Raw genomic sequence first — 22850 nt, 5'->3', positions numbered from 1 at the left:
CATATCACTCCTGATCCCGATGGCGCCCCTTCCAGGCACCCGATTTCATCCTTGACCTAGGCCAGCAGCCTGGCGGCCAGGGGAAAGAGCGCCGCCAGGGACGCGAAGCCCAGCTCCATGACCCCCGGCTCGTAGAGGTACAGGGTGCGTAAGCCCCCGTCGTAACCCCTGGCCAGCATGGCCGCATAAACCCTTTCCCCCCTCTCGTAGGAGCGCAGGAAGAGAGTGGCGATCATGTGAGCGACGACCCTGGCCTCCCAAAGCCATTTTCCACTCCACCCACGGGAATCTCGCGCCCTCCGCATGCGCTGCGCCTCGTCCACCAGCACGAAGATGTAGCGGTAGGTGAAACTGAGCAGCGCCACCAGCAGGCGGGGCACACGCAGCCTCTCCATCCCGCGCAGGAGGTCGGGGAAGGGGGTGGTGGAGGAGAGGAGTATCACCGCCAGCACGCTCACCGTGGACTTGGCGGCCACGTTCCACAGAACCAGCAACCCATGGGCGGAAACCCGCACCGGCCCCAGGTTGTAGCTGCCTCCTCCCTTGTCGAAGAAGGGGATGAAGACGGCTACCATCAGCACGAAGGGAAGGACTACGAGCATGCGCCTGGCCACGTGACCAAGGGGCAGCCGGGAGAGCCACAGCAGCGCAAGCTCCAACCCGAGGTAGGCGGCGAAGGCCGCATAGAGGTTGGGAGGGGTGGTGACGCAGATCACGATGAGCGTCGCGAACCCCAACAGCTTGGCCCGAGGGTCGAGCCGGTGAATGGGGCTCCGCAGGTCACTGTAGCGGTCCAGGAAAGCGTGCTTCAAGCGCCTTCTCCCCCGTGGCCTACCGCGGGACGGTGTTCGCTTCGTCAGGGGTCCTCTTCTTCAGTACCAGGGCCAGACCCCAGGCGATGAGGAAGATGGCCACCGTGCCCACCAGCCCGGCCAGGGCGGTGGCCAGCTTGGTGGGCTCCTCCACCACCTCGCCGGTCTCCTCGTCCACCGCTTCCCTGGTGAGGCCGGGCATGGCGTAATCGGGTATGGGGGCGCTTTCCCAGGCGGGCTCGGTCTCCTCCGCCTTTTCAAGGAATCCCTTGTCCTCCGCCACCTTCTCCAGACCGTCAGGCGAGGAGGAGGCCCAGGGGGAGACCAACAGCGCCAGCGCTACCGCCACGGCCAGCCCGGCAAGTATGAAAACGTACAAGCCCTTCCTGCGCGCTTCCATCACCTGCTCACCTCCGCTCCCTTGAAACCGGGCGTTTCCGGACGAAGGTCATAAGTACGTACGAGATCGGGGCGCACCGCGAGCACCACGCTCACCACCAGCACCGTGATCACCGCCTCTCCGACCCCGATGATGGCGTGCACCCCCAGCATGGCCGGCAGGGCCACTCCCAGTGGCGAGGTGCCGGATATTGCCAGTTCCACCGCGCAGGCGCCCGAGGCGAGCATCACCGAGAGCCAGGCCACCGCGCCCGTGCCTGCCAGGAAAAAAGCCTTGCTCCTTGGGAGAAGCGACTTCACGCCGTAGAAAATGTAATATGAAAGGATGGTTCCTACGACCGCCATGTTGAAGACGTTGGCCCCCAGCGCCGTGAGCCCGCCGTCCGCGAAGCCCAGGCACTGGATGAGCAAGACCAGGGCGATCACCAGTCCGCCCAGCCATGGGCCCAGGAGGACCGCCGCCAGCACCCCGCCCAGGAAATGGCCGCTGGTCCCGCCCGCCACGGGGAAGTTGAGCATCTGCGCGGCGAACACGAAGGCTGCGCAGAGGGCGAGCAGGGGAACGGATTTCTCGTCCAGTTCCTCCCGTGCCTTGTACAGCCCGTATCCCACCGCTCCCGCGGCGACCACCCCGGTGGCGATGCTGGTTCCGGCGTTGAGGAAACCGTCGGGTATGTGCATCTTTCTCCCTCCTTGAAAATAAAAACACGGAACTTCCCGGGGTACATCCCCCGCGGAACCTCCGTGGTTCCCGTTCCTGTTACTTATTTCATCTCGCCCGCCCTTCTTAAGCAGGCATGTTTAAAATTAGAATGCCCCAAGGCGCTTGTCAAGGGCGCCTTGGGGGATACCTTACGTGCATCTTTTGAGCGCTCTTGGAGCCTTTCGGGCTACCTTCACGCCATTTCGAACAGCGCATGCGGTTATCAGGTGCAGGGTCGTTTCGGCAGGAGTCCTCCAGGTTTGTCGGGTGCCGGGTCGTTTCGGCAGGCACCTTCCGTGTTGTCGCGGCGCATGGATTTAGGGCGTGAAAACGTTTATCATTGTTTAAGTGATTTGAACGGCAAGCTACTAAGGAGGTTCTCATGGCTTTTTGTGAAAAATGCGGCTCCGAGCTGAGCGAGGGCAGCGCCTTCTGCCCCAAGTGCGGGGCGCCTGCTCGGGCGGAGGCGACGCAAGCCGCCACGGTGCCGCCACCGCCGAGCGCTGCAACACCCCCACCCCCACGGGAAGCGGCCCCGCCGGCTGCGGGGATGCAACCCTCCTACCAGCCGCCACCCGCCACCCCCGCGCCCGGATACTATCAGCCCGCGGGCGGCAAGAAGGGAGGGGGCGGCAAGGCCGTCCTCTTCGGGGGTTTGGGACTGCTGGTCGTCGGCGCCATAGTGGTTCTTCTCCTGGGATTCGCAGTGGGACCGAAATGGTTCACCGGTGGGGAAGGAGGAGGCAAGGGAGGGCCGGAGGAAGTGGCGGCGAACTTCCTCAAGGCGATGGAAAACAAGGACGCGAAGCTGCTAAAGAGCACCATCGCTCCCTCCTCCCTGGAATACCTGGAGTCCATGCTCTCATACGGCGATTACGGGAGCATCGACGAGTTCTTCGAGGACATGTTCTTCTCGACCTATAAGAGCATGAAGTTCTCGGGCGTGAAGTACAAGACCACAATGGAGGGTGACGACAAGGCCACGGTGGAGATCGTCGAGGGCAAGGTCACCGTGGTGGACGAGTCGGGAACCGAGAGCACGGAGGACGTCAAGGACGCGGAAACCCCCGCGGAGCTCCAGATGGTCAAAGAAGGCGACAAGTGGTACCTGGACATGATGAACATGTGAGGGCCATAATAACGGACGTTAAAAACGGTGCGTAACGGTTAAGATGACCTGAGAGCCGACTCTTGGTTTGGTTGACTTAAACAACGGACAGGGAAACCGGAGAGAGATCGAGCCCCTGTAGCTCAGTGGACAGAGCAAGGGATTCCTAATCCCTGTGTCGGGAGTTCGATTCTCCCCAGGGGCTCCAGTAACGGAACCGGGCCGGTATTCACAAGTGCCGGCCCGTCTTTTTCCATGGGTGTCAACGTACGGCAACCGGTCAGCCCTGGAGCCTCGCTTCATCATCCCATGAGCCGTTGACTGCCGTAAGCCGTCATCATGCAAGCGGATTCCGGGGAGATAACGTGCCCTTTTGTGTGTAAATTCGCTCTTTGATAGATGAACGTGGTTCATTCATGCTGGTTCAAGGTACCAAGCAAAGACCAGTGGAACCGCTGACGACGATGTCGCCGATCTGATGAACACCATAAAGGACATAGACGCCGGGGACATCGATATCGACGATTCCCTCAAGGTCCCCAGGCCCTTCTCCCCCATCTTCAGCTTCGGCTACAACGCCTACTGCAAGCCGTTCTGCCAGTGGGAAGCAAACCGTGCGGTGGAATCGGGGGTGGAGCTGCGCACGTCCACCACGGTGGTGGACGTGATCCGCGACGGCAATGGCGCCGTCTGCGGGGTGGTGACCGACGGCGGGGAGCGCATCCCCTGCCGGTTGGTGATCGACGCGGAGGGTTCACAGGGCCTGCTGGCGATAAAGGCGGGGGTGCGCGAGAAGTACCCGCCCGAGGCCATTACCCTGGCCGATGTCTACGATTATGAGATGGACAAGGAGGACGTGAACCGCATCTTCGGGTACAAGCTGCGCTTCTGCTGGGGCTGGGATGAGCAGCAGGTGGCGCCTCCCCTGGGACACGGAAACGGCCTGATGTCCTGGCCCTACAACTCCAGCCTCCATTTCATGCAGGACCAGTGCCTTCGCCTGGACGGCGGGCGGGTGCCCAACCTGCGAAGGCTCTTCGAGGTCTATCATGAGAACCTGACCGGGAAACTGCCCTGGTGGCGGGACGAGGTGGCACCCCGTATAAGGCTGCGGGCACACACGTGGGAGGGGTTCGAGATCTTCGTGGGGTTGGATCCGCGGCTGCGGGGCATGCCCAATCATACGGACGGCATGATCCTGGTGGGAGACGCGGCTGGCCTGGAGAGCACCGAGCTGTGCGATGGGGTGCCGGCCGCCTGGTTCTCCGCGGACATAGCGGCCGACATGGCCGTCGAGGTACTGGAAGCCGGTGACACCTCCCGGCGTTTCCTGAGCCTCTACGAGGAGCGGGTGAAGGAGGACCCTTCCTCATCCACTGCATCACGGACTGGCGCCGGTGGGACATGCGGAAGGTGATCGCGAGCGAGGACGAGAAGGAGCTCAGGAAAAGGATACGCGATTTCTGGGGTATCGGGGCCTTTCGCTACCGGAATATGGGCGGGCCATGCCTCAAGGCGACGGTGCGCGAGCTCAGGGAGCGACCGGCGGTTCCCGCGCCCTGGCTCAAGATGTGGACCCGTTACTTCCGGAACTGGGAGCGCAAAAGCTTCGACCGCCTGTCCACGGATGCGTGATACACGGGGATCCCGGAGCACGGGTCAGCGTAGGGCGTCGATGATCGCCTGGGCGAAGTCGTGGCTCGCGTCCGGGCCGGAGGCGGTGATGACGTTGCCGTCCACCTCGACCTCGCTGCCGGTGTAGTCGGCTCCGCCGGTGGTGAGGTAGCCGGAGGCGGACGGGTAAGAGGTGGCACGCTTCCCCGCGAGCAAGCCGGCCCGGGCGAGGATCGCCGGGGCCAGGCATATGGCCGCCAGGACCTTGCCCCCTTCCGCTGCTTCCATGGCCAGGCGGTGCGCGTCCTCGTTATCGAAGAGAGAATCCGTTCCCGGCCCCCCGATGAAGACCACCGCCAGGTAACCTGCTGCATGGGCCTCAGCCAGGGCGAGGTCCGGGGCGACGCTGGTTCCGGATACGCCGGAGGCCGTCGCCTTCTGCGGGGCGGCCACGCTCACCTTGTATCCGGCGGCGGCCAGCTCGCCGCGCACCGTGTTGTACTCGATATCCTGGAAGCCGTCCTGGCATACGACCATGAGCACGGTGTCGCCGGATGATGGCTGGACCGCGGGCGGAGTTCCCGTTCCGTTTTCCTTGAGCGGCGCCGGTTGCGGCGGGGCGGGGCTTTCGCCGGCATTGCCGCAGGAGACCACGGATAACGCGAGCATGGCCAGGGAAAGCAACAGCGCAGCTGCTTTCGTGGCTTTCATCGTTCCTACCCCCTCTGTTTATCCTGCCGACCTTGTCCATGTAGATGCCGAAGGGCAAGAGGCACGCGATCATGTATTCGTCCCCATGACTTATTATCATACGTGGTGGTAATGGGGACAAACGGTCGTTCATCCGGAGGAGGTCGCCGCATCGCTCCGCTCCTCGCAATGACGTTTCCCAGTGTCAACAGGTGGGGTCAGGCACCAACGGGGCAACAGGTGGGGTCAGGCACCAACGGGGCAACAGGTGGGGTCAGGCACCAACGTGTTGCCCCGTTGCCGTCATTGCGAGGAGGCGCGCAAGCGCCGACGCGGCAATCTCGCCGGGAAGAAAGCGAATAATGCCGGGGCTTGCTTATGGCCCGGGGGAAGTCCGGAGGAGATTGCTTCGTCGCTCCGCTCCTCGCAATGACGTTTAAACCGCTCATCGCGATGACGTTTCCCGGGACTCTCCTCTCCGTGACATTTAAACAAGATCGCTATGATGCCGGAGAAGCGTTGGGACAGAAGGAAGAAAGGCGCCGGGTAGGGAGCCTGCCCAAAGCAGGCAAGACCCGGCCGCCTTTTCCGCCACGCCACCAGGGCTATTTCTTTTCCAGCTCCTCGATGCGCTTGCGCACGTTCTCGAGCTGTTGCGAGAGAAGGTCTGCGCGTGATTTGAGAAAGTCGAGTTCCTGCTCCGGGCCCATCGCAAACCCTGCTCCCGCAGTGGCCTGGCGGGGCTGCCAGGCCTGCTCCATCTGGGGCGTAGGCCACCTGCCGGTCATCAGGTATTCGGCGCAGGGTCCCAGGCCGCTGGGGCTGCGCCCCTGCCACCCGGGGCTGTAACCGAACCTCATCCAACCGGGAAGACCCGTCATGCGGTACATGTTCCTGTTGCCGTAGCCTCCCATTTTTCACCTCCTCGTGACTTGATTGCCGTGGTGCGAGAAAGCTCATACTTAAGTGTTCTGCCAACTACCTGGAGCGAAAGGCGCTGGAGGGGAATACGGGGGGTAGCCGCTCCTGGGTACGTTCCAGGGGATATAATTCCCGAAACCTGCGTAGGGTATCCCGTATCCGTAACCCGGGTATGCCCACCAGCGCCTTGGAAGCCAGGGGTAGCACCTGCAGTAGGGATAGGGTTTTCCCCATCCACCTCTTCCTCCCGGTGGCATATTCTCACCTCCCGTCGCCGGATAACATCTCCTGGATAGAGCATACCCTTAATATGGGCATATGTCAATAAATAGATGCTGCTGTGATCATCTCCCGGCCTATAGAGAAGAGGATGAGAAAACGGTCCTACACCTCACGGACCAGGAGTCGCAGCCGGGCATCTCCTCGCCTCCGCCTGAGCGGGGCCTCATCGCCCAGGTTATTAGCTAATGCATAATAATACCAGCGCAAAGGCACCCGCGGAGGTCCCTGCCTTTCCGGGAAACCCGGGGAGAAGCAGGGGGGATCACCGTATCTTCAGCCTCCGCGCGTCAGCCCTTCCAGGTAAGGAAAAGGAGGGGCGATTGGGGGAGAGGACTATACGGGCAGGTCCCTGCCACCTTCTCTTCTGTAGATCATGATGCAGGCATCGTGGACGACATCCATGCCCTTTTCCGCGCAGAAGGCTATTGCCCTCTTGGATTCCGACCCGGGCTGCATCCATATCTTCCTGATGCCGGCCTCGTGGGCCTCGACCACCGCTTTCTCGGTGATCTCGGGCGGTACGACGAATATGAGCAGGTCCGGCTTCTGCGGCAGGCTCCCTATGCCGGGAAAGCACGGGCACCCTTCGATCTCATCGTAATTGGGATTGATCCCGTAGACACGGTAACCTCCCTGCTGGAGATCCTTGAGGACCTTGTACCCGAACTTGGAGCGGTCCTGCGTGGCGCCGAATACCGCGATGCATCCCATCCTGGTGAGGTCAAAATCGCTCATGGCGGATTCCCGGTTCGCGAACTCCTTTCAGGAAGAGAGTATACCATGCAAGGGCCGGGGGATGAGGGGCCCGGCTTGTGGCACCGGGGAGGGGGTTAGGGGCCGCACGTAGAGCGGGGAAGACGCGCCTTCAATGGCCTGTTGCCGGGGTTTTCGGAAAGCGGGCGGATTATGATATCGTGGCCTTGCAATACTGATACGAATGCCCATAATCGGGATGCGGTAACCGGCCCTGGAGAACTATTCCACGGAGATCCTGAAACCCCCGGGAAGAAAGGAGCTGGAGATGAAGAAGCCCGTAAAATGCACCGCTTGCGCGGCCCCGCTATGCTACCTGAACGTCTTCGACCATGCCCCCGCCTTCTGCCCCTCCGTCGTGTACAAGGAGGAGATAGAAGAAGAGAGCGAGAACCTGATCCGCGGGGAGCTTTCAGAGGTTGCCCGCGTTTCCTCGGTGGTGGAGGGCGTCAATTACTGTCGCAAGACCAGGGTGGAGGAGATGATCGACTTCGCGCGGAGGCTGGGATTGCAGAAGCTGGGGATCGCCTTTTGCGTGGGGTTGCGCAAGGAGGCGGCGACCCTGGCCGACATCCTGGAAAGCCGCGGGTTCGAAGTGGTCGCGGTCTGCTGCAAGCTGGGAGGGATTTCCAAGGAAAGATTCGGCGTGAGGGACGAGGAGAAGATCAACCCGGGCACCTACGAGGGAGCCTGCAACCCCGCCGCCCAGGCCCTGGTGCTGGAAAGAGAGGGCTCCCAGCTGAACATCCTCCTGGGATTATGCGTGGGCCACGACTCCATTTTCATCGCCACCACCAGGGTGCTCACCACCGTGCTGGCCACCAAGGACAGGGTCACCGGGCATTGCCCCCTGCAGCCCGTATACCTCGCCGAGTCGTATTACGGGAAGATAAAGACCGCCGCGGAATAAGGCCCATATACACCGCCAGGAGGAAGTCGCCCGGCGTGGAGCAAGGGCTCCGGCACGAGCTCCAGGCGCGCTTGTTGCATCCCGAAAATGAACGCTGCACTTCAAGCGCGAAATACACCGTAAAATCCTGTAAGCCGGAAAGACTCGGAAGCGGGCAAGGAAGGCGTGGATGGCTTCGCGGGCAGAGCGTTACAGGCGCCGTGTCAAAAGGGCGTCCTCGGCCGCAGGCCCTTAAATATCGACACGAGTAAGGTTAAGCGGTTCGTATCGCCCCACCTCGACGCTTCAGTGGCAGTGACCGGCCCCGTGCTCACCGGAGTGGTCGCAGACGTTCTCCTCCGTGACCAGGTCTCCGCGGACGAATGCCCGGGCGATCTCCTCGAGCTCACCCTGAGCGCCCGTGACGACCTCGATTCCCATGGACCGGAAGAGGGCCACTGCCCGGTTGCCCATGCCGCCGGCTATCACGTGGGTCACCCCCCAGTCCTTCAGCATGGGGGGGAGTGTGCCGGGAGCGTGGCCGGGGTTGGGCATATACTCGCGAAGTCTTACCTCCCCTCCCTCCGCCTCGAAGATGGCGAACTCCTCGCAATGGCCGAAATGCGCACAGACCTTTCCCTGCTCGGCAGCTACGCAGATCAACATCGGTTGCCTCCTTTTCAAGTCTCTTCTGAGATGAACCGGGAGCCGCGCGGCCCCTGAGGTTCTCCCTATCCTGAACGATCCCGGACTTCCTCGTCTCGTATATGTTGCTCCGTAAAAAGAGCAAATGTCAAACTAACTTTTCGGAGGGGTGGCGCGAGCGTCCATCCTTTCCATGACCCTCTCGAATAGTTGTCGGAAGAGCGCGGCGATATCACCGTTCGCTGCTTCCAGGGGTAACATGGAAAGGCGCGCGGCCTCGGCGAGTTCTTCAAGATAAGGGATCTCCGCCACCACCTCCACTCCCATGGCGGTGCTGGCATCCCTGATCCTCTTCGCCTCCTCCACGTTGATGTCGCACTTGTTTATGCATACCAGTGAGGGTATGCGGAAAAAGGAAGCGGTCTGCAGGGCTCGCAGCAGGTCGTGACGGCCGGAGAGGGTGGGCTCGGCCACCATGAGTGCGAGATCTGCCCCGGTCACGGAGGCGATCACCGGGCATCCTATTCCCGGCGAGCCGTCCACTACAAGCAGGTCGTAGCCCTTCTCGGCGGCCAGTGCCTGCGCCTCCATGCGCACTTGGGAGACCACCTTACCCGAGGCCTCCTCTCCCACGGCGAGGCGAGCCCATACCAGCGGCCCGTACGGCGTTTCGCCCAGGAGGACCTCCGCGCCCTCCCGCTCCACGAGCTCCACCGCCTGAACGGGGCACAGCCGCGCGCAGAGGCCGCATCCCTCGCAGGCATAGGGGTCCACCCGGAAGGCGCGGATGGCCTCGAACCTGCATGAATCCTCGCATATGCCGCACCGGTCGCATTTTTCGGGGTCGATCTCCGCCTTGCTTGATACCTTCAGCGTGTAAGCCCTGGTCACGCTGGGCTTCAAGACCAGGTGCAGGTTGGGGGCTTCCACGTCGCAGTCGGCGATCAGTGACCTTCCCGCCAGCTGCGCCAGGGCCGCAGCCACGGTGGTCTTTCCCGTGCCCCCCTTGCCGCTCAAGACGACCAGTTGTTTCATCCGAACCAGCCTCCATGGTTCCTGTACTCGCCCCGTCGCTCGCCCTCTCCTCCTTCCACGCGCATCGGGGAAGCCGCTGCAAGTCCTGCGCCCAAGGTTCTCCCCGCGCGGGGAAAGGCCGAAAAGCCGGGTAACATCATGTCCCCACCTTTCTCGCCCCCACGCTCGCTTCGATCTCCCGGTAAACGCGCAGGAAGCGCTCGCCCCATGCCGGAAGCTCCTCGACCAGGTTAAGCCCCCGGGAATAAAGGGATGCATACTCCCTTTTGTAGGGGATGCGGAGAAGAACGGGGATCCCGTTCTCGGCGCACCACGTGTCCATGCCGCCGCCTCCCAGCACGTACTTGTTGATGACCACCCCGTAAGGCACGCCCAGTTCTCTCGCCATGTCCAGGGCCATGCGCAGGTCATGCAGGCCGAACTGGGTGGGTTCCGTCATCAGCACGCAGTAGTCACAACCGCGCACCGTTTCCATGACCGGACAACCCGTGCCCGGCCCGCCGTCCAGGATGGTTATCGCCGGCCCGTGAAGCTCCTTTTTCAACTCCCGGGTGATGGGGGTCGCCTTTGGCTCCCCGATATCCAGGATCCCGTGGCGGAAGCGGATGTCCTTGCCCCCACCCTCCCCCGCCTTGACCTGGCCGCACTCTATCCTGCCGATGGGCACGGGCTCCTCCCGTATGGCCTTTTGCGGGCAGAGAAGGGAACATCCCCCGCACGCGTGGCATAGCTCGTCGAAGACCATGACGCGGCCTCCCGCCAGGGCCAGGGCGTGATAGGCGCAGAAATCCACGCACGCGCGGCAGAGGTCGCAGCTCTCGTGGTCCACGCGAGGGACCGTCAGCTCCACCCTCCGCGATGCGTACATCTCGGGTGTGAGGAAGAGATGATCATTCGGTTCCTCCACGTCACAATCTATGAGCTGGACCTCGCGGCCTTCCCGCGCCAGGGCCAGGGCCAGGTTCACGGCCACCAGCGTCTTGCCGGTACCGCCTTTGCCGCTGGCCACGGCGATCACCAACGCCTGCCACCTCCACAGCCGCGGCCTCCGCGGCGCCCGCGCCCGCCTCCCCAGCCTCCGCCGGGACCCATGCCGGCACCGGTGTAGCCGGGTCCGGCGACGCCTCCCGGGTAGAAAGGCGTAGGACCAGGTCCGCCGGCGCCTGGATATGCCGCGGGCGGTTGCATGCCGAAATGTCCTCCCACCGTGGGAGAGGAAGTGGAGCTCACGCTCCCCGATTGCAACGCCTCGACCGCCTCCCTCACCGTGCCGCTTATCCCCGTGTAGACGGATATTCCCGCCTGGCTCAGGACGCCGAAGGCGTTAGGCCCGACGTTTCCGGTGAGCACGGCCCGTGCCCCCTTGTCCACCACCATCTGGGCCGTGCTTATGCCCGCGCCTCCCCCTGCTCCCACGTTGGGATTGGATACCGCCTCGTGTTGCATGTTCTCCGTGTCCACGAATATGAGGTAGGCGCAGCGTCCGAAGCGGGGATCAACCGCGCTGTCCAGGTCCGGCCCACCCGATGAAACCGCTACCTTCATCTTTCCTCCTTCTCACCGGATTCTTCTCTCTACTCTCCTCAACCTTTTCCTGCCGGGTCCCGCGGTTCCCGGCGCAACGACGAGCGATTCGCTTCAGCAGCGTGCTCCCACCATGCGTGTCCCGCACTTGGGGCAGCTCTTGCTCGCGCAGGGTATGCCCCTCTGGTGGGGTTCGCTGTATCCGCACTGGGGGCAGGTGCAACGCGCGCTTCCCCCGAGGCCGCGGCCTCCGGAGGCGCGCCCTGCGCCGCCTCCACCTCTCCTGCCTGCGAACATCCCTCTCACCTCCCCTCAAACGTCGCCCCGGCGCCGCCTGCGCATCTTTTCCAGGAAAGACCTGATGGATGCATAGAGCGCCAGGGCGCTCACCACGATCTGGGCCGCCTCCCGCGCCAGCTCGTACCAGGGCTGGCCTGCCGACCGGGAAGCGGGCGGGTTCGCCGCCGCCTCGACTGGAGTACTATCCGGATGCGGCTTCACCGCCTCTTCTTTCCCGTGCCTCCATTCCATGGCGCGCTCCAAGGCCCCTCGGTACGTATCAGCCGCCGCTTATTTCCAGGACCGCCGATACCAGGGCGTTAACGGCCTCGGATTCGTAGATCTCGACGGCCCCGTGGTCGCAGAGCTCGCCGATGCGCGGGTCGTAAGGAATCTTCCCCAGCAGGGGCAGCCCCATTTCCCGCACCATCTGGTCCGTGCCATCTCCCCGGAAAAGCTCGAAGGTCTCCCCGCAGTGCGGGCAGCGGGCTTCGCCCATGTTCTCGACCACGCCGATGACCCTGGCTCCCACCCTGCGGGCCATGTTTATCGCCTTGCGCACGATCATCGAGGCCAGGACCTGCGGCGAGGTGACGATGAGGACGTCCGTCGCCGGGAGCATCTGGACTATGGTCAACGGCGCGTCGGAAGTGCCGGGAGGCAGGTCGATGAGCAGGTAATCGAGGTTCCCCCAGGCGGTCTCCTCCCAGAACTGCCTTATGGCGCTGGAGACCATGGGGCCTCTCCAGATGAGGGCGTCGTCCTCGCGTTCCAGTATCAGGTTGGCGGACATCACCTGAATGCCGCCTGCCGAGAGCGGCGGCTTCATCTTCCCGTCCTCGACCCATACCCGGCCCCTGACGCCCATGATGCGGGGGATGCTGGGACCGGTGATGTCGGCATCCAGCACCCCGACCGCCATCCCCTTCCTCTGCATTCCCGCCGCCAGCATGGCGGTCAGCGAGGATTTACCCACGCCGCCCTTGCCGCTCATCACGGCGAGAAAGCGGCCGATCCCCGCATGTGCCTCTCCCGCTTGCCCTGCAAGCGGGTCGGGTTTCCTTCCTTCCACGTCGCCACCTCCATATCTTTCGTGTACCGCCGATCTATTATTACACATATGCTATTTATTGTCCATGGGCAAGAAGGTTCTCCGGTCCCGTTCCGCAAGAACAGTGAGCGACGGCGACCTTGCTCTTGGGATACATGCGTTCACATTTCCCGGCTCGCGATCTTGAAGAATGGACCCGGTGAAACAACGCCATGGAGTTATCAGGCAAAAGTTATGTAATGAGGGAAGGAGAGCGCGGGACCTCAGGGCCGGCCCGGGAACGGTTTTGGTGAGGAGCCCATCATGCCCTCCGGCTGCAGGGCTCGCGAGAGGAAGATATAATGCGCGGAGGAGGAAAGACGTATCGGGGCTTGGAGGGATAGCAATGCCTCATGCGGGAAAAGCCCGCCTCCCCCTGGGCTTCACCCCGCGGTAAAGAAGGCGGAGAAAGTGGGCGGCGGTTCTATAGGTGGAGCGGAAGAGGAGTGTAACTCGCGCCGCGAGAAATAGAGTAGGAAGGGCAGGCACGCTTGGGAACGAGGTACGGGATGCGGAAGTACAAGGTGATCGTCGTGGGAGGCGGGCCAGCGGGATCGCTGATCGCGATTTCGCTGCTGCGACTGCGCCCGGAACTCGCGGGCGACGTCGTGATACTGGAGGCCAGGCGCTTTCCCCGCACGAAGATCTGCGGAGGGGGAGTGAGCGGCAGGGTGACCGCCCGCCTGGAGGAACTGGAGATAGACCTGGAAAAGCTGCCCAGGAGGTTGGTGAGCGGATTCACCGTGTGCTACGGGAGCGAGAGGTATTACCCGTCTTTCGGGAACGACAGGTGCTTTATCACGCGCCGCAGCCTCCTCGATGACATGCTCCTGCGCGAGGCGGGCGAGAGGGGCGCCGAGGTGAGGACGGATGCTCCCGTGCGGGGGGCCTACCGGGAGAGGAAGGGCGTTGCCGTTGTGCTGCGGGACGGGGAGCTGTGCCGGGGCGAGGTCCTGGTGGGAGCGGACGGTGTGAACGGTCCGAGTCGCACCTGGTTCGGCCTGCCGCCCCGCGGGCAGAAGTACCTCCTGCTGCAGGCGGACCTGCCGGTGGCGCCCGAGGTCGCGGGCCTGGGGGAAAGGATGGTGCTGGACTTCAGCCCGCCCCTGCACGGCGTCCTTGGTTACGCCTGGTTCTTTCCCTCCCTGGATGAGTGCGGGAATCCGGTGATCAACACCGGCATCTCGGGAGGAAGGTTCGCCAGGGGCGGGGCCGCCGAGCTGAGGCAGGCTTACTTCGCCGTGCTGAGAAACCACCCGGAGTTGGCTGGCGCGCTCGCTGGCGGGGTGGATTTCCGGGCCTATCCGGAGAGGGCCTACACCCCGCTGCAGGCAGCCGCCGCCGAGAGGGTGCTTTTCGTCGGCGAACAGCTGGGTGTGGACCCCTTCAACGGGGAAGGCCTGGCCATCTGCGCGGATTCCGCGGCCGCGGCGGCACGCTGCATCGTGCGGGCCCTGGAAAGCGGCGACTTCTCCTTCCGCTCCTACGGCAGGGAATTGATGTCGGGCAGTTTTTTCCCTCTCTACCTGGTGGGGAGGCTTTACTGGCCGCTGGAAAGGATATCCAAGCCGAATTTCTTCCTCTCGCTCTCCACGCGGGAGAGGCCGCGCGGCGATATAAACATCCTGGACATCTACGCCCGGGTCTTCAGCGGCGCTCTCCCCGCGCGCCACCTCTACACCGCGGGCTTCTGGGCGGACGCCTTCCGCGACATCGCCTGGGAAGCGCGCAGGAGGATTTTCTGAGCGGATTCCGGGTCAGCTCCCGTCCAGGCGGCGCAGCATGTCCTGCACCACCTGCAGGGAAACGGCAAGGGACTGCGGCCTCACCTTGTCTATGGTGTCCAGTCGCGTGTGGTAATGGGGAACCAGGCGGCCGGCATCCTGGCAACAGATGGAAACGGAGGGGATGCCCTCGCGCGCGAAGGCGCTGGCGTCGCTGGCCCCCACCGCCATCACCATGGTCTTCACGGGGTACCCGTTGGCCTCCGCGGCCTCGCGCGCCAGCTCCACCAGGTAGGGGTCCATCTTCGCGCCGCACCAGAGCTCGCGTCTGAAGACGGTGAGGTACCGTTCGTCGTATATCCCGTCCAGGAAGACGGCGTGGGTGGGCAGGGAGAGAAGTTCCCGCCGGTGCGCCGCGGCGTAGCGCCTGGCCCCCCGCAGGCCGGCTTCCTCGCAGGAGAGGGCCAGGAGGACAACCTCGGTGTTGCGGGGATAGAAACCGCCGCCTTCCCTGCTCTCGCCGAGGTATTTCGCCAGCCCGGCGAGGACGCTCACCCCCGCCATGTCGTCCATGGCCCCCGGCACGACGTCCCCGGTGTGGAAGAAGGCGAAGGGGAGGATAACGGGCACGAAACCCAGGCACACGTATCCCAGCACGCGGAAGGCGGTGCTGTCCGGGAAGCCGGTCGACCCGGCGAGAGTGCGCGCCAGGGAGGCCCCGAGGAGCAGCAGGGGCGCTGCGAAGGCCAGGATCATGGCGGGCACGGAGGCTCCCTTAAGCCAGTACCAGACCTTGAACTCGTACGCGGAGTCCAGGTGAGCGGAGACGATGAACCTGCGCCTCGCCTCGCCGCTCGGGCGTATGACGGCGACGACGTTTTCCCCTTCCCGCTTGCGGAAGAGAGGATCTATCATCTCGCGGTAGCGGATGAGCTCGAAGTAAAGCACGCCCACGCCCAGGGCGGTCATGATGAGGGAGAGGGGAGGCAGGACGAAATAGAGGGCCAGGGCGGCCAGGTAGCCCGCCACCAGGTAGGGGAAGAAGCCGAGGAAGGCCTTGGGGCTGCAGGTAAACTTTTCCATGTGCACGTCGTGGCAGGCGGGACGCACCTCTTCCGCGAACAACGCTCCCAGCCTCCTCTCCTGCTCGCTGCAGGATTCCCGGGGGCCGATCTCCTTCATCACCCGGTCGATCAGCCCGTACATGTAATCGGCATAACGCTCGCCCTCGGCCATCTTCACCTCCCTTTCGCGATACGGCCACCGGATAGACACGTGATCATGCCGCCTTCTTCCGTTTATACAGGAAATGGTTGAGCTCCGCTCCCAGGTATATGACGTAGGCGGCGTAGTAGATGGTAAGGATACCCAGCACCACGCCCGCGAAGGAACCGTACACGGCCGCCAGGTCCCCCATGTGGGTGTAGTACCAGGTGAGGAGGAGCAGCAGGGGGTTGATGAGGAAGGCCGCCGCGAGGGCTCCCTTCCACACATTCCTCATGCCGATCCTGGTTTCCGTGGCATACGCGAAGATGAAGGCGAGCGCGGTGGCCTGCACGGCGACGGCTCCCAGAAAAGCGAGAAGCGAGAGGGGGATTTTCAAGCCCCCCACCTTCCCAGCTGCATACACCAGGATGATGTTCAGGAATAGGCCGAGGGACACGGCCAGGGCTACCACCAGCAGGATGACCAGGCCCTTCGATTTCCTCCTTGCAAAGGATGGTTTTTCGAAGCCCCAGATCCTGTTCAGCCATACCTGGAGCGAGTCCGTGACCTTGGTCCCCGTGAGCAGCAGCCCCAGAAAACCGATGACGCCCAGCAGGCCGCCGAGATCCGCGGAGGTGTCGAGGGCCTCCTCGACCATCTCGGAGATCCCCGGCGCACGGCTCACCACGTAATCGACGGCCCGCCGCAGGAGGTCGGGCCGGTTCCTCAGCACCATCCCCAGGATGCCGCTCGCCAGGATGAGCAGTGCGAAGAGCGATAGGAAGGCAAAAAAGGCGAAGGCCGCCGCCGCCTGCGAGCCGTCGTGCAACGCGAACTCCTTCCAGAGCGCCCCGGCATCCCGCTTCCATGCGCCCAACGAGGAGGCCGCCCCCCGCATCTTTTCCCGGAACCCGCTCAAGCTGAAACTCCTCCCTGTCCACGGGCGTCTCCTGTGGTAATTTTTGCATGAATGGAGCGAGGTAATCCACCTCCGCAAGCCGCCCGCGCGGCCCGCGGACGCACGTGTCGCGGTAGGGCGTCACGCTTGCGCGGGTCGCGTGGAGGGCGGGAGGAAAGGCGGACGCTCAGAGCGTCCATCCGGGGTGGGCGTCGCAGAGCTCGCGCATGTACGGGTAAAGCCAGCTTTCCGTCTCGCGCGAGAGATAGAAGGCGGGGAAGAGGAGGTTCTGCCCCTCCTCGATCATGCCTTCCCGCAGGGCCAGTTCCCGGATCTCGCAACCCGGGTAAACGCGGATGCCCACGGTGACCGTGACCTGCGTGGGCGCGAGCTCCTCCATCAGCTCTACGCTTTCCCGCACGGTGCGCTCGTTCTCGCCCGGGCCTCCCAGCAGCAGGAAGCAGTTGGTGCGGAAGCCGAGCTCGTGCGCGTCGCGGACCGCCCTTATGACTTGCTCGCGGGTAAACCCCTTTTTAAGGGACGCCAGGATATCCTCCGAACCGCTCTCGTTGCCGATGCTCATCCCCACGCAGCCCGCTTCGCGCAGGAGCTCCAGCAATTTTCTCTCGCAGTAGAGGGGGTTGAGGTTGCACCACCACTTTATGGACAGCCCGCGGGAGGCGATCTCGCGGCAGAGTTCCTCGGCGTATGGCGGGGGGTAGTTGAAGAGGGAGTCGGTGAAGATGACAAACCGCAGGCCGTGATCCCTTTCCAGGGAGGCGAGCTCGTCGGCCACCTCCCGCGCCGGGCGCACGCGCACCAGGCGGCCCTCGATGCCCGGGTTCGTGCAGTAGATGCAGTGCATGTGGCAGCCGCGGCGTGCCTGCAGGTTGGCCACGAAGGGGGGGCACGATCCCGGGATCCAGTTGTAGCGGGTGACATCGAAGAGCTCCCGTTCCGGGGGCGGGAACAAGCCCGGCCAGGCGTGGGGAGCCGGCGGGTTGGTCCGGACTGTGCCGTTCCGCCGCAACGCCAGCCCGGGCAGGTCATCCGGCTGCGCTTTCGCCTCCAGGCAGGCGAGGAGCTCGAGGAAGACGCGTTCCCCTTCGCCCACCACGCCCATCTCCAGGTCCAGGTATTCCAGGCATTCCTCCGGAAAGATGGTGAAACCGGCGCCGCCTAGGATCACGGGCGCGGCGGTCGCTCCCTTCACCGCGTCGACGATCTCCCTCACCGGGGGGAGGTAGAACTCGCCCGCGAACATGTCCTGGTTGTCGATGTTGCGGACGGAAAGGCCAATGCAGTCCGGCCGGAAGTCATCGATGGCCCGCATGACGTCCGCGACCGGGCACTCCGAGAACATGAGGTCCAGGCACGCCACCTCGTGGCCCGCCTGCCGGGCGGCCGCGGCGACACAGGCAACGCCCAACGGGTAGGGGACCAGGTTTTCCCGGCAGCGGTTCTCGCTCACCAGCAGCACGCGCAAGGCCGCTCCTTTCGCTCAGGTCCCGCCGGCAGGCCTCTGCATGCTGTTCAGGCGTCACTGCCCGCGCTCGGGTTTCACGGCCTCCACCTCCAGCCTCACGGCTTTCACGTGCGCCAACCCTTCCGCGTCGAGGGGGAAGTCGGCCAGGTAACCGTCGACCAGCTCCATGATGAACTCCTCGCGTCTCTCCTCGGGTATGCGCTGCGTGAAGGGGAGCCAGGTGGTGCGCACCCAGGCGGCGAGCCCTTCCCTGCCCGGCTGCACCATGTCCCGGTCGATGAGCTCCACCCGCAGCGGCTGCAGGCCCGCTTCCCGTAGCCAGCCCTCGAACTCCGCGGGATCGCCGAAACGGTAGGGAAGGACGAAGTCGTGAAAGTACCTGTTCCACTCCTCCCGGGCCAGCATGGAGACGAGGACCATGGCCACGTCCATGGCGTTGCCCCGCCCCCCCATCTGGAAGACGAGCCTGCCCCCCGCCTTGAGAGCGCCGTGAACGCCTCGCAGCACAGCCGGCTGGTCGTCGACCCAGTGCAGCGCGGCATTGGAGAAGGCGATGTCAAACTCCTCCGTAAAATCTATTTGCGCGGCGTCCATGATTTCCCAGTGAAGGTTGGGGAAGGAATGGGGAGGAAAAGTCTTCCTGGCCAGGTCGATCATCTCGGGTGAGCTGTCTATCCCCACCACCCTTCCCCGCGGCACCAGGGCGGCGATCTCCGCGGTGAGCTCGCCGTCCCCGCACCCTATGTCAAGGACGTGCTCGTCGCCCTTGAGGCCCAGCCCGGCGATGAGTTCGCGCCCCCACTTCTTCTGCTGGGAAGAGGAAGCGCGGTAGTCCTCCGCGTCCCAGGTCATGCCCGCCTTTTTCTCTCCGCTCATCCGTCCACCTCCTCATTTCCCCGGGAGACAGCCTAACCGACAGGTCAACACGGTAAGGCCACAGCTGTGCAACCCCTTATATCAGAATGATAACGTATCGCCGCTCGTTCGGAAACGCTCCGACAGGGCCGCATCTCGGGCTTTTTCGGCCCGTAAGGCGCCTGCAGGCCGATGCGACGTACGCGCGGACCTCTGCGACGCGAAAGAGCCCGTCGAAGCGGTGCCTGTTTCTCTTGTTCCGAAGGCCGGGAACAGCCCGGGGCGTGCGCCGGGGCATTGAGAAAAGCATCGCGGGGATTTACCATTATGTTGCTCGGCTGATGAACACCGTTTCTCACGGTCGGCGGGTGATTTCCGCGCCAGGAGTGCAGGGAGACCGGCTTGGGCCTTGAGGACCTGTTGGAAGAAGCGGCTTCCATGATAAAGGGGGCGAAGAGCCTGGTGGCCTTCACCGGGGCGGGCGTCTCCGAGGAGAGCGGCATACCCACCTTCCGCGACCCGGGCGGCCTCTGGGACCGCTTCGATCCCTACGAGGTGGGGGGCGGCGACGTCTTCACCTCCATCTTCCAGGGAGGCGGCGTGCCCGCGCGGGCCACGGGCTTCGTTTCGGAGATGCTCTCGGTGCTGGAAAGGGCGCTCCCCAACCCCGGGCACGCGGCGCTGGGCGAACTGGAAAGAATGGGCATCCTGCGCTCGGTCATCACGCAGAACATCGATAACCTGCACCGGGAGGCGGGGAATTCACGGGTCATAGAGGTGCATGGCAATATCTACCGCCTGGCCTGCCTCTCCTGCGGCGGGAAGGTACACCTGTCGAGGGAGGAGCTCTTCCCCCTGGGATGGAAACTCGTGGAATACATGCGGGAAGGGGACCTGGAGGGGATAATCTCCATCGCCTCGCGCTGCCGCTGCGGGGGGATATGCCGCATAGACGTGGTGGCCTTCGGCGAGCCCGTACAGGACATGCACCTGGCGGTAGCGGAGGCCAAGAGCGCGGATGTCTTCCTTATCCTGGGGACGTCGGGGGCCGTCTATCCCGCCGCCTACCTCCCGGAGTACGCGAAGAAGGCGGGAGCGAAGCTCGTCGAGATCAACGCGACCGGCTGCTACTTCCCGGAGCTGGTGGACTTGGGCATCATCGGCAAGACGGGCGAGGTCCTGCCGCGCATCGTGGAGCGCGTGCGCGAGCTCCGGTCCTGAGTAGAGCCGGCTTCAGGGCTTGCGATGAGGCGCTGCGGGGAAGCGGGAAACCGCGGCCACCGGTATAAGGCAAACCGGTGGCGGTTTTATGTGGCAGGGAAAGGAGTGATCGGCCTTGTGCCCGTGCATACCGCAACCGGGTTTAAGCTTCGCACTGAGCGATGAGCAGAGGATGGTGCAGGCCTCCGCCGCGGAGTTCGTGGACCGGGAGATAATCCCCAGGATATCCCAACTGGACCGCGACCACGAGCTGGACATGGGCATCGTGCGGGGCATGGCGGAGCGGGGCATGCTGGGGGCCTCCATCCCCGTGGAGTACGGCGGGCAGGGCCTGGACTTCGTGTCCACCGCCCTTATCTGCGAGGAGATAGAGAGGGGAGACGGGGGGTTCCGCACCCTCCTCTCCGTGCACCTGGGCCTCAATTCCCTCACCCTGCTGCGCTTCGGAAGCGAGGAACAGAAGCGGCGTTACCTGGTGCCGCAGGCGAAGGGGGAGAGGATCGCCTGCTTCGGGCTCACCGAGCCCAACGCGGGCTCCGACGTGGCGGGGCTGGAGTCCACCGCCAGGAGGGACGGCGACCGCTACATCCTCAACGGGCAGAAGACCTGGATCTCCTACGCCCACGCGGCCGACCATTTCCTGGTCTTCGCCAAGACGGACAGGGAGGCGGGGCACCGCGGTATCTCCGCCTTCCTCCTCGACCGCTCCATGCCGGGCATCGAGACCAGGGATATCCGGCACAAGATGGGGGTATGGGCGGGGTCCACGGGAGAGATATTCATGAGCGACGTCGAGGTCCCGGCGGAAAACCGCCTGGGAGAGGAGGGCGAGGGATTCAAGATCGCCATGTACGCCCTGGACATGGGGCGTTTCACCGTGGCGGCGGGAGCCCTGGGCACCATCCGCGCGGCGCTGGAAGCCTCGGTAAGGTACGCCAACACGAGGACCGCCTTCGGCAGGCCCATAGGGAGGTTCCAGTTCGTGCAGGGGATGATCGCGGAGATGGTCAGGGGCCTGGAGACCTCGCGCCTCCTGGTATGGCAGGCGGCATGGCTCAAGGACCGGGGGGTGAGGAACACGCGGGAGACCTCCCTGGCCAAGTGGCACGCCACGGAGTGCGCCTTCCAGGCGGCCCACATGGCGGTGCAGATCCACGGCGCCTACGGTTACTCTGCGGAGTACCCCGTGGAGCGGCTTTTCCGCAATGCGCGCGCGCCCCTCCTGTACGAGGGGACCACGGAGATCCACAAGATGATGCAGGCGGAACACGCCCTCGGCTACCGCAGGCTGAACGGTTGAAGCTGAACGGCTGAGGCAGGTTGCCCGCTTCACAGGTTCGCGGCGCGGCCCGCTTGCTTTTCCGGGTCCGGCGTCGCGACATCACGGAAATCCCGCATCCTTGATCAGCGCGGCGACAGCCGGCACCCCCTTTTCTCCGCTATTCGGGCAGGGAAACACGGATGGTAAGCGAAATAATAATAAAATAATGCAGTTGATCGCCGCGGACGATCATGCATGGCTGCGACTCGAGATCCATAGAGGGGGAGGGAGAGATATGGCACGGAAGACGTGTTCCCGGTGTGGATTGCCGAAGGGGATAGGCAGGGGAAACATCTGGCATGCCAACGGTGTTGTCACCGCCAGTGTTCCTCCCCATATACGGGGCACCCTTTACGACGTGGAGGAGCTCAACTCCCTCTTCCCCGCCCTTTCCGAGCGCATCGGTTTCGATATCACCCGCCTGGTGATCGAGGGCAAGCGAAAGGACGGCAGGCGTTACGCGGATTCCCTCATACGCAACCTCGCGACCACGGGGCATGAACCCTCCCCCCTTGAGGTCTACAACCTCGTCGCCAGGTTCTGCAAGTATTGGGGCCTGGGGCTGGCTGAGGTGCTCGACTACCGCGAGGGTGAGCGGCTTACCATGCGGATCTCGGGGTATTACAACGACCCCATGAGCAGGGGAGACTGGGCGGGCGTGTTCGAGGCCGCTGAGAAGAGGAGGGGCGAGCCGGTGTGGAAGGACGAGCCCACGCGCGAGACCCTCGACATCGTCGCGACTGAGGGGGAACCGGAACTGGAGCAGCGCATAGAGCAGGAGGTGGAGCTGGGCATCCCCTGCGAGGACGAGAGGGATCTTCAGTACGAGCAATGCCCTGAGTGCGGCGTCCCCCTCGAGGTGCCAAGGCAGTTCTCCTGGAACGCCGACGAGGCGTTGATACTCGAGAAGATCTCCGGCAAACGCTTCATCCTGCACAACACCAACGGCATCGCGGCCGTGCTTCGTGTGTTGCGGGAGGAGCTTGGGGAGGAGATAGACCGCATGGTAATGGATATCTCGCGGGATTACGCCCGCGGGTATTACCGGTCTCTGAAGGGGGAGAGCTCGCTGGACGCGGAGCTCATGAAATTTCCCCTGCGCAGCTGGGGACGTCCGACGAAACTTGCGAGGAAGGGAGATCATTTCAGGATCGCGGTGGTCAACCCCTACGCACCCTCCATCGTGGCGGGGAGGATGTGGGGTCTCCTCGAGACCTTCAGTGGTCGCGAACTCGCCTTGGGCGAGCTGGTGCAGCGGGAGAGCTATCTCGAGATGATCCTCTCGAGCAAGAACGACTAGGCATCGTTCCTCCTGCCCTGAAGGCGAAGCCTGCCACGGTCCACTCGGAACATGTCCTGGCGAGCGCCCTTGCATGTCATGGCGAGCGCGGCGAA

24 protein-coding genes and 1 tRNA gene are annotated in these 22850 nt (G+C 63.9%); 9 read left to right on the top strand and 16 right to left on the bottom strand.

What is annotated here, in order from left to right; genetic code table 11:
* Positions 1 to 56 precede the first annotated feature (56 nt).
* Genes cbiQ through H5T73_09250 form a run of 3 tightly spaced genes read right to left on the bottom strand, consistent with a single transcriptional unit; the run spans position 57 to position 1892 of the window.
* Positions 57 to 812 carry a cobalt ECF transporter T component CbiQ gene (gene cbiQ, locus H5T73_09260; protein MBC7247952.1) on the bottom strand — a complete coding sequence of 252 codons (756 nt, stop codon included), beginning with the start codon at positions 810 to 812 and terminating at the stop codon, positions 57 to 59.
* A 19-nt stretch (positions 813 to 831) separates the two neighbouring features.
* Entirely contained in the window at positions 832 to 1212 is a 381-nt protein-coding gene (locus H5T73_09255; protein MBC7247951.1) for a PDGLE domain-containing protein, read from the bottom strand.
* Positions 1212 to 1892, bottom strand: coding sequence for an energy-coupling factor ABC transporter permease (locus tag H5T73_09250; GenBank protein ID MBC7247950.1), 681 nt, complete (start codon positions 1890 to 1892; stop codon positions 1212 to 1214). Before H5T73_09250 ends, H5T73_09255 begins: the two co-directional genes overlap by 1 nt.
* Before the next feature lie 404 nt (positions 1893 to 2296).
* Between H5T73_09250 and H5T73_09245 the strand changes: the two genes are divergently transcribed.
* The 4 genes from H5T73_09245 to H5T73_09230 all read left to right on the top strand — a co-directional run bounded on the left by H5T73_09245 (position 2297) and on the right by H5T73_09230 (position 4657).
* Positions 2297 to 3043 carry a zinc ribbon domain-containing protein gene (locus H5T73_09245; GenBank protein ID MBC7247949.1) on the top strand — a complete coding sequence of 249 codons (747 nt, stop codon included), beginning with the start codon at positions 2297 to 2299 and terminating at the stop codon, positions 3041 to 3043.
* 111 nt (positions 3044 to 3154) lie between these two features.
* A tRNA-Arg gene (locus H5T73_09240) sits at positions 3155 to 3230 on the top strand.
* Between the two features lie 270 nt (positions 3231 to 3500).
* Positions 3501 to 4439 (top strand): tryptophan 7-halogenase, encoded by a 939-nt coding sequence (locus H5T73_09235; protein MBC7247948.1) that lies wholly within the window; start codon positions 3501 to 3503, stop codon positions 4437 to 4439.
* The gene (locus H5T73_09230; GenBank protein MBC7247947.1) at positions 4427 to 4657 is read left to right on the top strand and encodes a hypothetical protein; all 231 of its coding nucleotides are present in this window, start codon (positions 4427 to 4429) and stop codon (positions 4655 to 4657) included. Before H5T73_09235 ends, H5T73_09230 begins: the two co-directional genes overlap by 13 nt.
* Positions 4658 to 4681: 24 nt before the next feature.
* Here H5T73_09230 and H5T73_09225 read toward each other — a convergent pair whose 3' ends face one another.
* The 3 genes from H5T73_09225 to H5T73_09215 form a co-directional block, all read right to left on the bottom strand.
* Positions 4682 to 5347, bottom strand: a complete 666-nt coding sequence (locus tag H5T73_09225) for a DJ-1/PfpI family protein (protein ID MBC7247946.1) — start codon at positions 5345 to 5347, stop codon at positions 4682 to 4684.
* Between the two features lie 584 nt (positions 5348 to 5931).
* On the bottom strand, positions 5932 to 6240 hold the full coding sequence (locus H5T73_09220) for a DUF5320 domain-containing protein (GenBank protein ID MBC7247945.1): 309 nt from the start codon (positions 6238 to 6240) through the stop codon (positions 5932 to 5934).
* Positions 6241 to 6862: 622 nt separating this feature from the next.
* Positions 6863 to 7264, bottom strand: coding sequence for a CoA-binding protein (locus H5T73_09215; GenBank protein ID MBC7247944.1), 402 nt, complete (start codon positions 7262 to 7264; stop codon positions 6863 to 6865).
* Positions 7265 to 7550: 286 nt separating this feature from the next.
* Between H5T73_09215 and H5T73_09210 the strand changes: the two genes are divergently transcribed.
* Positions 7551 to 8192: a DUF1847 domain-containing protein gene (locus H5T73_09210; GenBank protein MBC7247943.1), complete on the top strand. Its 642-nt coding sequence runs from the start codon at positions 7551 to 7553 to the stop codon at positions 8190 to 8192.
* A gap of 285 nt (positions 8193 to 8477) precedes the next feature.
* Here H5T73_09210 and H5T73_09205 read toward each other — a convergent pair whose 3' ends face one another.
* The 6 genes from H5T73_09205 to H5T73_09180 all read right to left on the bottom strand — a co-directional run bounded on the left by H5T73_09205 (position 8478) and on the right by H5T73_09180 (position 12726).
* Entirely contained in the window at positions 8478 to 8837 is a 360-nt protein-coding gene (locus H5T73_09205; protein ID MBC7247942.1) for a NifB/NifX family molybdenum-iron cluster-binding protein, read from the bottom strand.
* A 132-nt stretch (positions 8838 to 8969) separates the two neighbouring features.
* A complete protein-coding gene (locus H5T73_09200) occupies positions 8970 to 9851 on the bottom strand; it encodes an ATP-binding protein (GenBank protein MBC7247941.1) in 882 nt (293 codons plus the stop codon).
* Positions 9852 to 9987: 136 nt separating this feature from the next.
* Complete coding sequence (locus H5T73_09195; GenBank protein MBC7247940.1) at positions 9988 to 10872, bottom strand: ATP-binding protein; 885 nt, start codon at positions 10870 to 10872, stop codon at positions 9988 to 9990.
* Complete coding sequence (locus H5T73_09190) at positions 10866 to 11396, bottom strand: NifB/NifX family molybdenum-iron cluster-binding protein (GenBank protein MBC7247939.1); 531 nt, start codon at positions 11394 to 11396, stop codon at positions 10866 to 10868. Before H5T73_09190 ends, H5T73_09195 begins: the two co-directional genes overlap by 7 nt.
* 291 nt (positions 11397 to 11687) lie before the next feature.
* Positions 11688 to 11918 (bottom strand): hypothetical protein, encoded by a 231-nt coding sequence (locus tag H5T73_09185; GenBank protein MBC7247938.1) that lies wholly within the window; start codon positions 11916 to 11918, stop codon positions 11688 to 11690.
* Between the two features lie 16 nt (positions 11919 to 11934).
* The gene (locus H5T73_09180) at positions 11935 to 12726 is read right to left on the bottom strand and encodes an Mrp/NBP35 family ATP-binding protein (GenBank protein ID MBC7247937.1); all 792 of its coding nucleotides are present in this window, start codon (positions 12724 to 12726) and stop codon (positions 11935 to 11937) included.
* A gap of 509 nt (positions 12727 to 13235) precedes the next feature.
* Here H5T73_09180 and H5T73_09175 point away from each other — a divergent pair.
* On the top strand, positions 13236 to 14489 hold the full coding sequence (locus H5T73_09175) for an NAD(P)/FAD-dependent oxidoreductase (protein ID MBC7247936.1): 1254 nt from the start codon (positions 13236 to 13238) through the stop codon (positions 14487 to 14489).
* A 12-nt stretch (positions 14490 to 14501) separates the two neighbouring features.
* Here H5T73_09175 and H5T73_09170 read toward each other — a convergent pair whose 3' ends face one another.
* The 4 genes from H5T73_09170 to H5T73_09155 all read right to left on the bottom strand — a co-directional run bounded on the left by H5T73_09170 (position 14502) and on the right by H5T73_09155 (position 18910).
* Positions 14502 to 15704, bottom strand: coding sequence for a M28 family peptidase (locus H5T73_09170; GenBank protein MBC7247935.1), 1203 nt, complete (start codon positions 15702 to 15704; stop codon positions 14502 to 14504).
* Positions 15705 to 15747: 43 nt separating this feature from the next.
* Positions 15748 to 16593: a YihY/virulence factor BrkB family protein gene (locus H5T73_09165; GenBank protein MBC7247934.1), complete on the bottom strand. Its 846-nt coding sequence runs from the start codon at positions 16591 to 16593 to the stop codon at positions 15748 to 15750.
* A gap of 166 nt (positions 16594 to 16759) precedes the next feature.
* Positions 16760 to 18058: a radical SAM protein gene (locus H5T73_09160; protein MBC7247933.1), complete on the bottom strand. Its 1299-nt coding sequence runs from the start codon at positions 18056 to 18058 to the stop codon at positions 16760 to 16762.
* A gap of 54 nt (positions 18059 to 18112) precedes the next feature.
* The gene (locus tag H5T73_09155) at positions 18113 to 18910 is read right to left on the bottom strand and encodes a methyltransferase domain-containing protein (GenBank protein MBC7247932.1); all 798 of its coding nucleotides are present in this window, start codon (positions 18908 to 18910) and stop codon (positions 18113 to 18115) included.
* A gap of 405 nt (positions 18911 to 19315) precedes the next feature.
* On the opposite strand from H5T73_09155, the gene H5T73_09150 reads away from it, so the two are divergent.
* The 3 genes from H5T73_09150 to H5T73_09140 all read left to right on the top strand — a co-directional run bounded on the left by H5T73_09150 (position 19316) and on the right by H5T73_09140 (position 22755).
* Entirely contained in the window at positions 19316 to 20134 is an 819-nt protein-coding gene (locus tag H5T73_09150; protein ID MBC7247931.1) for an NAD-dependent deacylase, read from the top strand.
* Between the two features lie 172 nt (positions 20135 to 20306).
* Positions 20307 to 21434 carry an acyl-CoA dehydrogenase family protein gene (locus H5T73_09145; protein MBC7247930.1) on the top strand — a complete coding sequence of 376 codons (1128 nt, stop codon included), beginning with the start codon at positions 20307 to 20309 and terminating at the stop codon, positions 21432 to 21434.
* A gap of 256 nt (positions 21435 to 21690) precedes the next feature.
* Positions 21691 to 22755, top strand: coding sequence for a hypothetical protein (locus H5T73_09140; protein MBC7247929.1), 1065 nt, complete (start codon positions 21691 to 21693; stop codon positions 22753 to 22755).
* The last annotated feature ends 95 nt before the right edge of the window (positions 22756 to 22850 follow it).

It is taken from the genome of Actinomycetota bacterium (assembly GCA_014360655.1).
In the GTDB taxonomy this organism is placed as follows: domain Bacteria; phylum Actinomycetota; class Geothermincolia; order Geothermincolales; family RBG-13-55-18; genus JACIXC01.
Note: the sequence above shows the minus strand (reverse complement) of the source record. Positions and strands in the feature narration are given on the sequence as shown.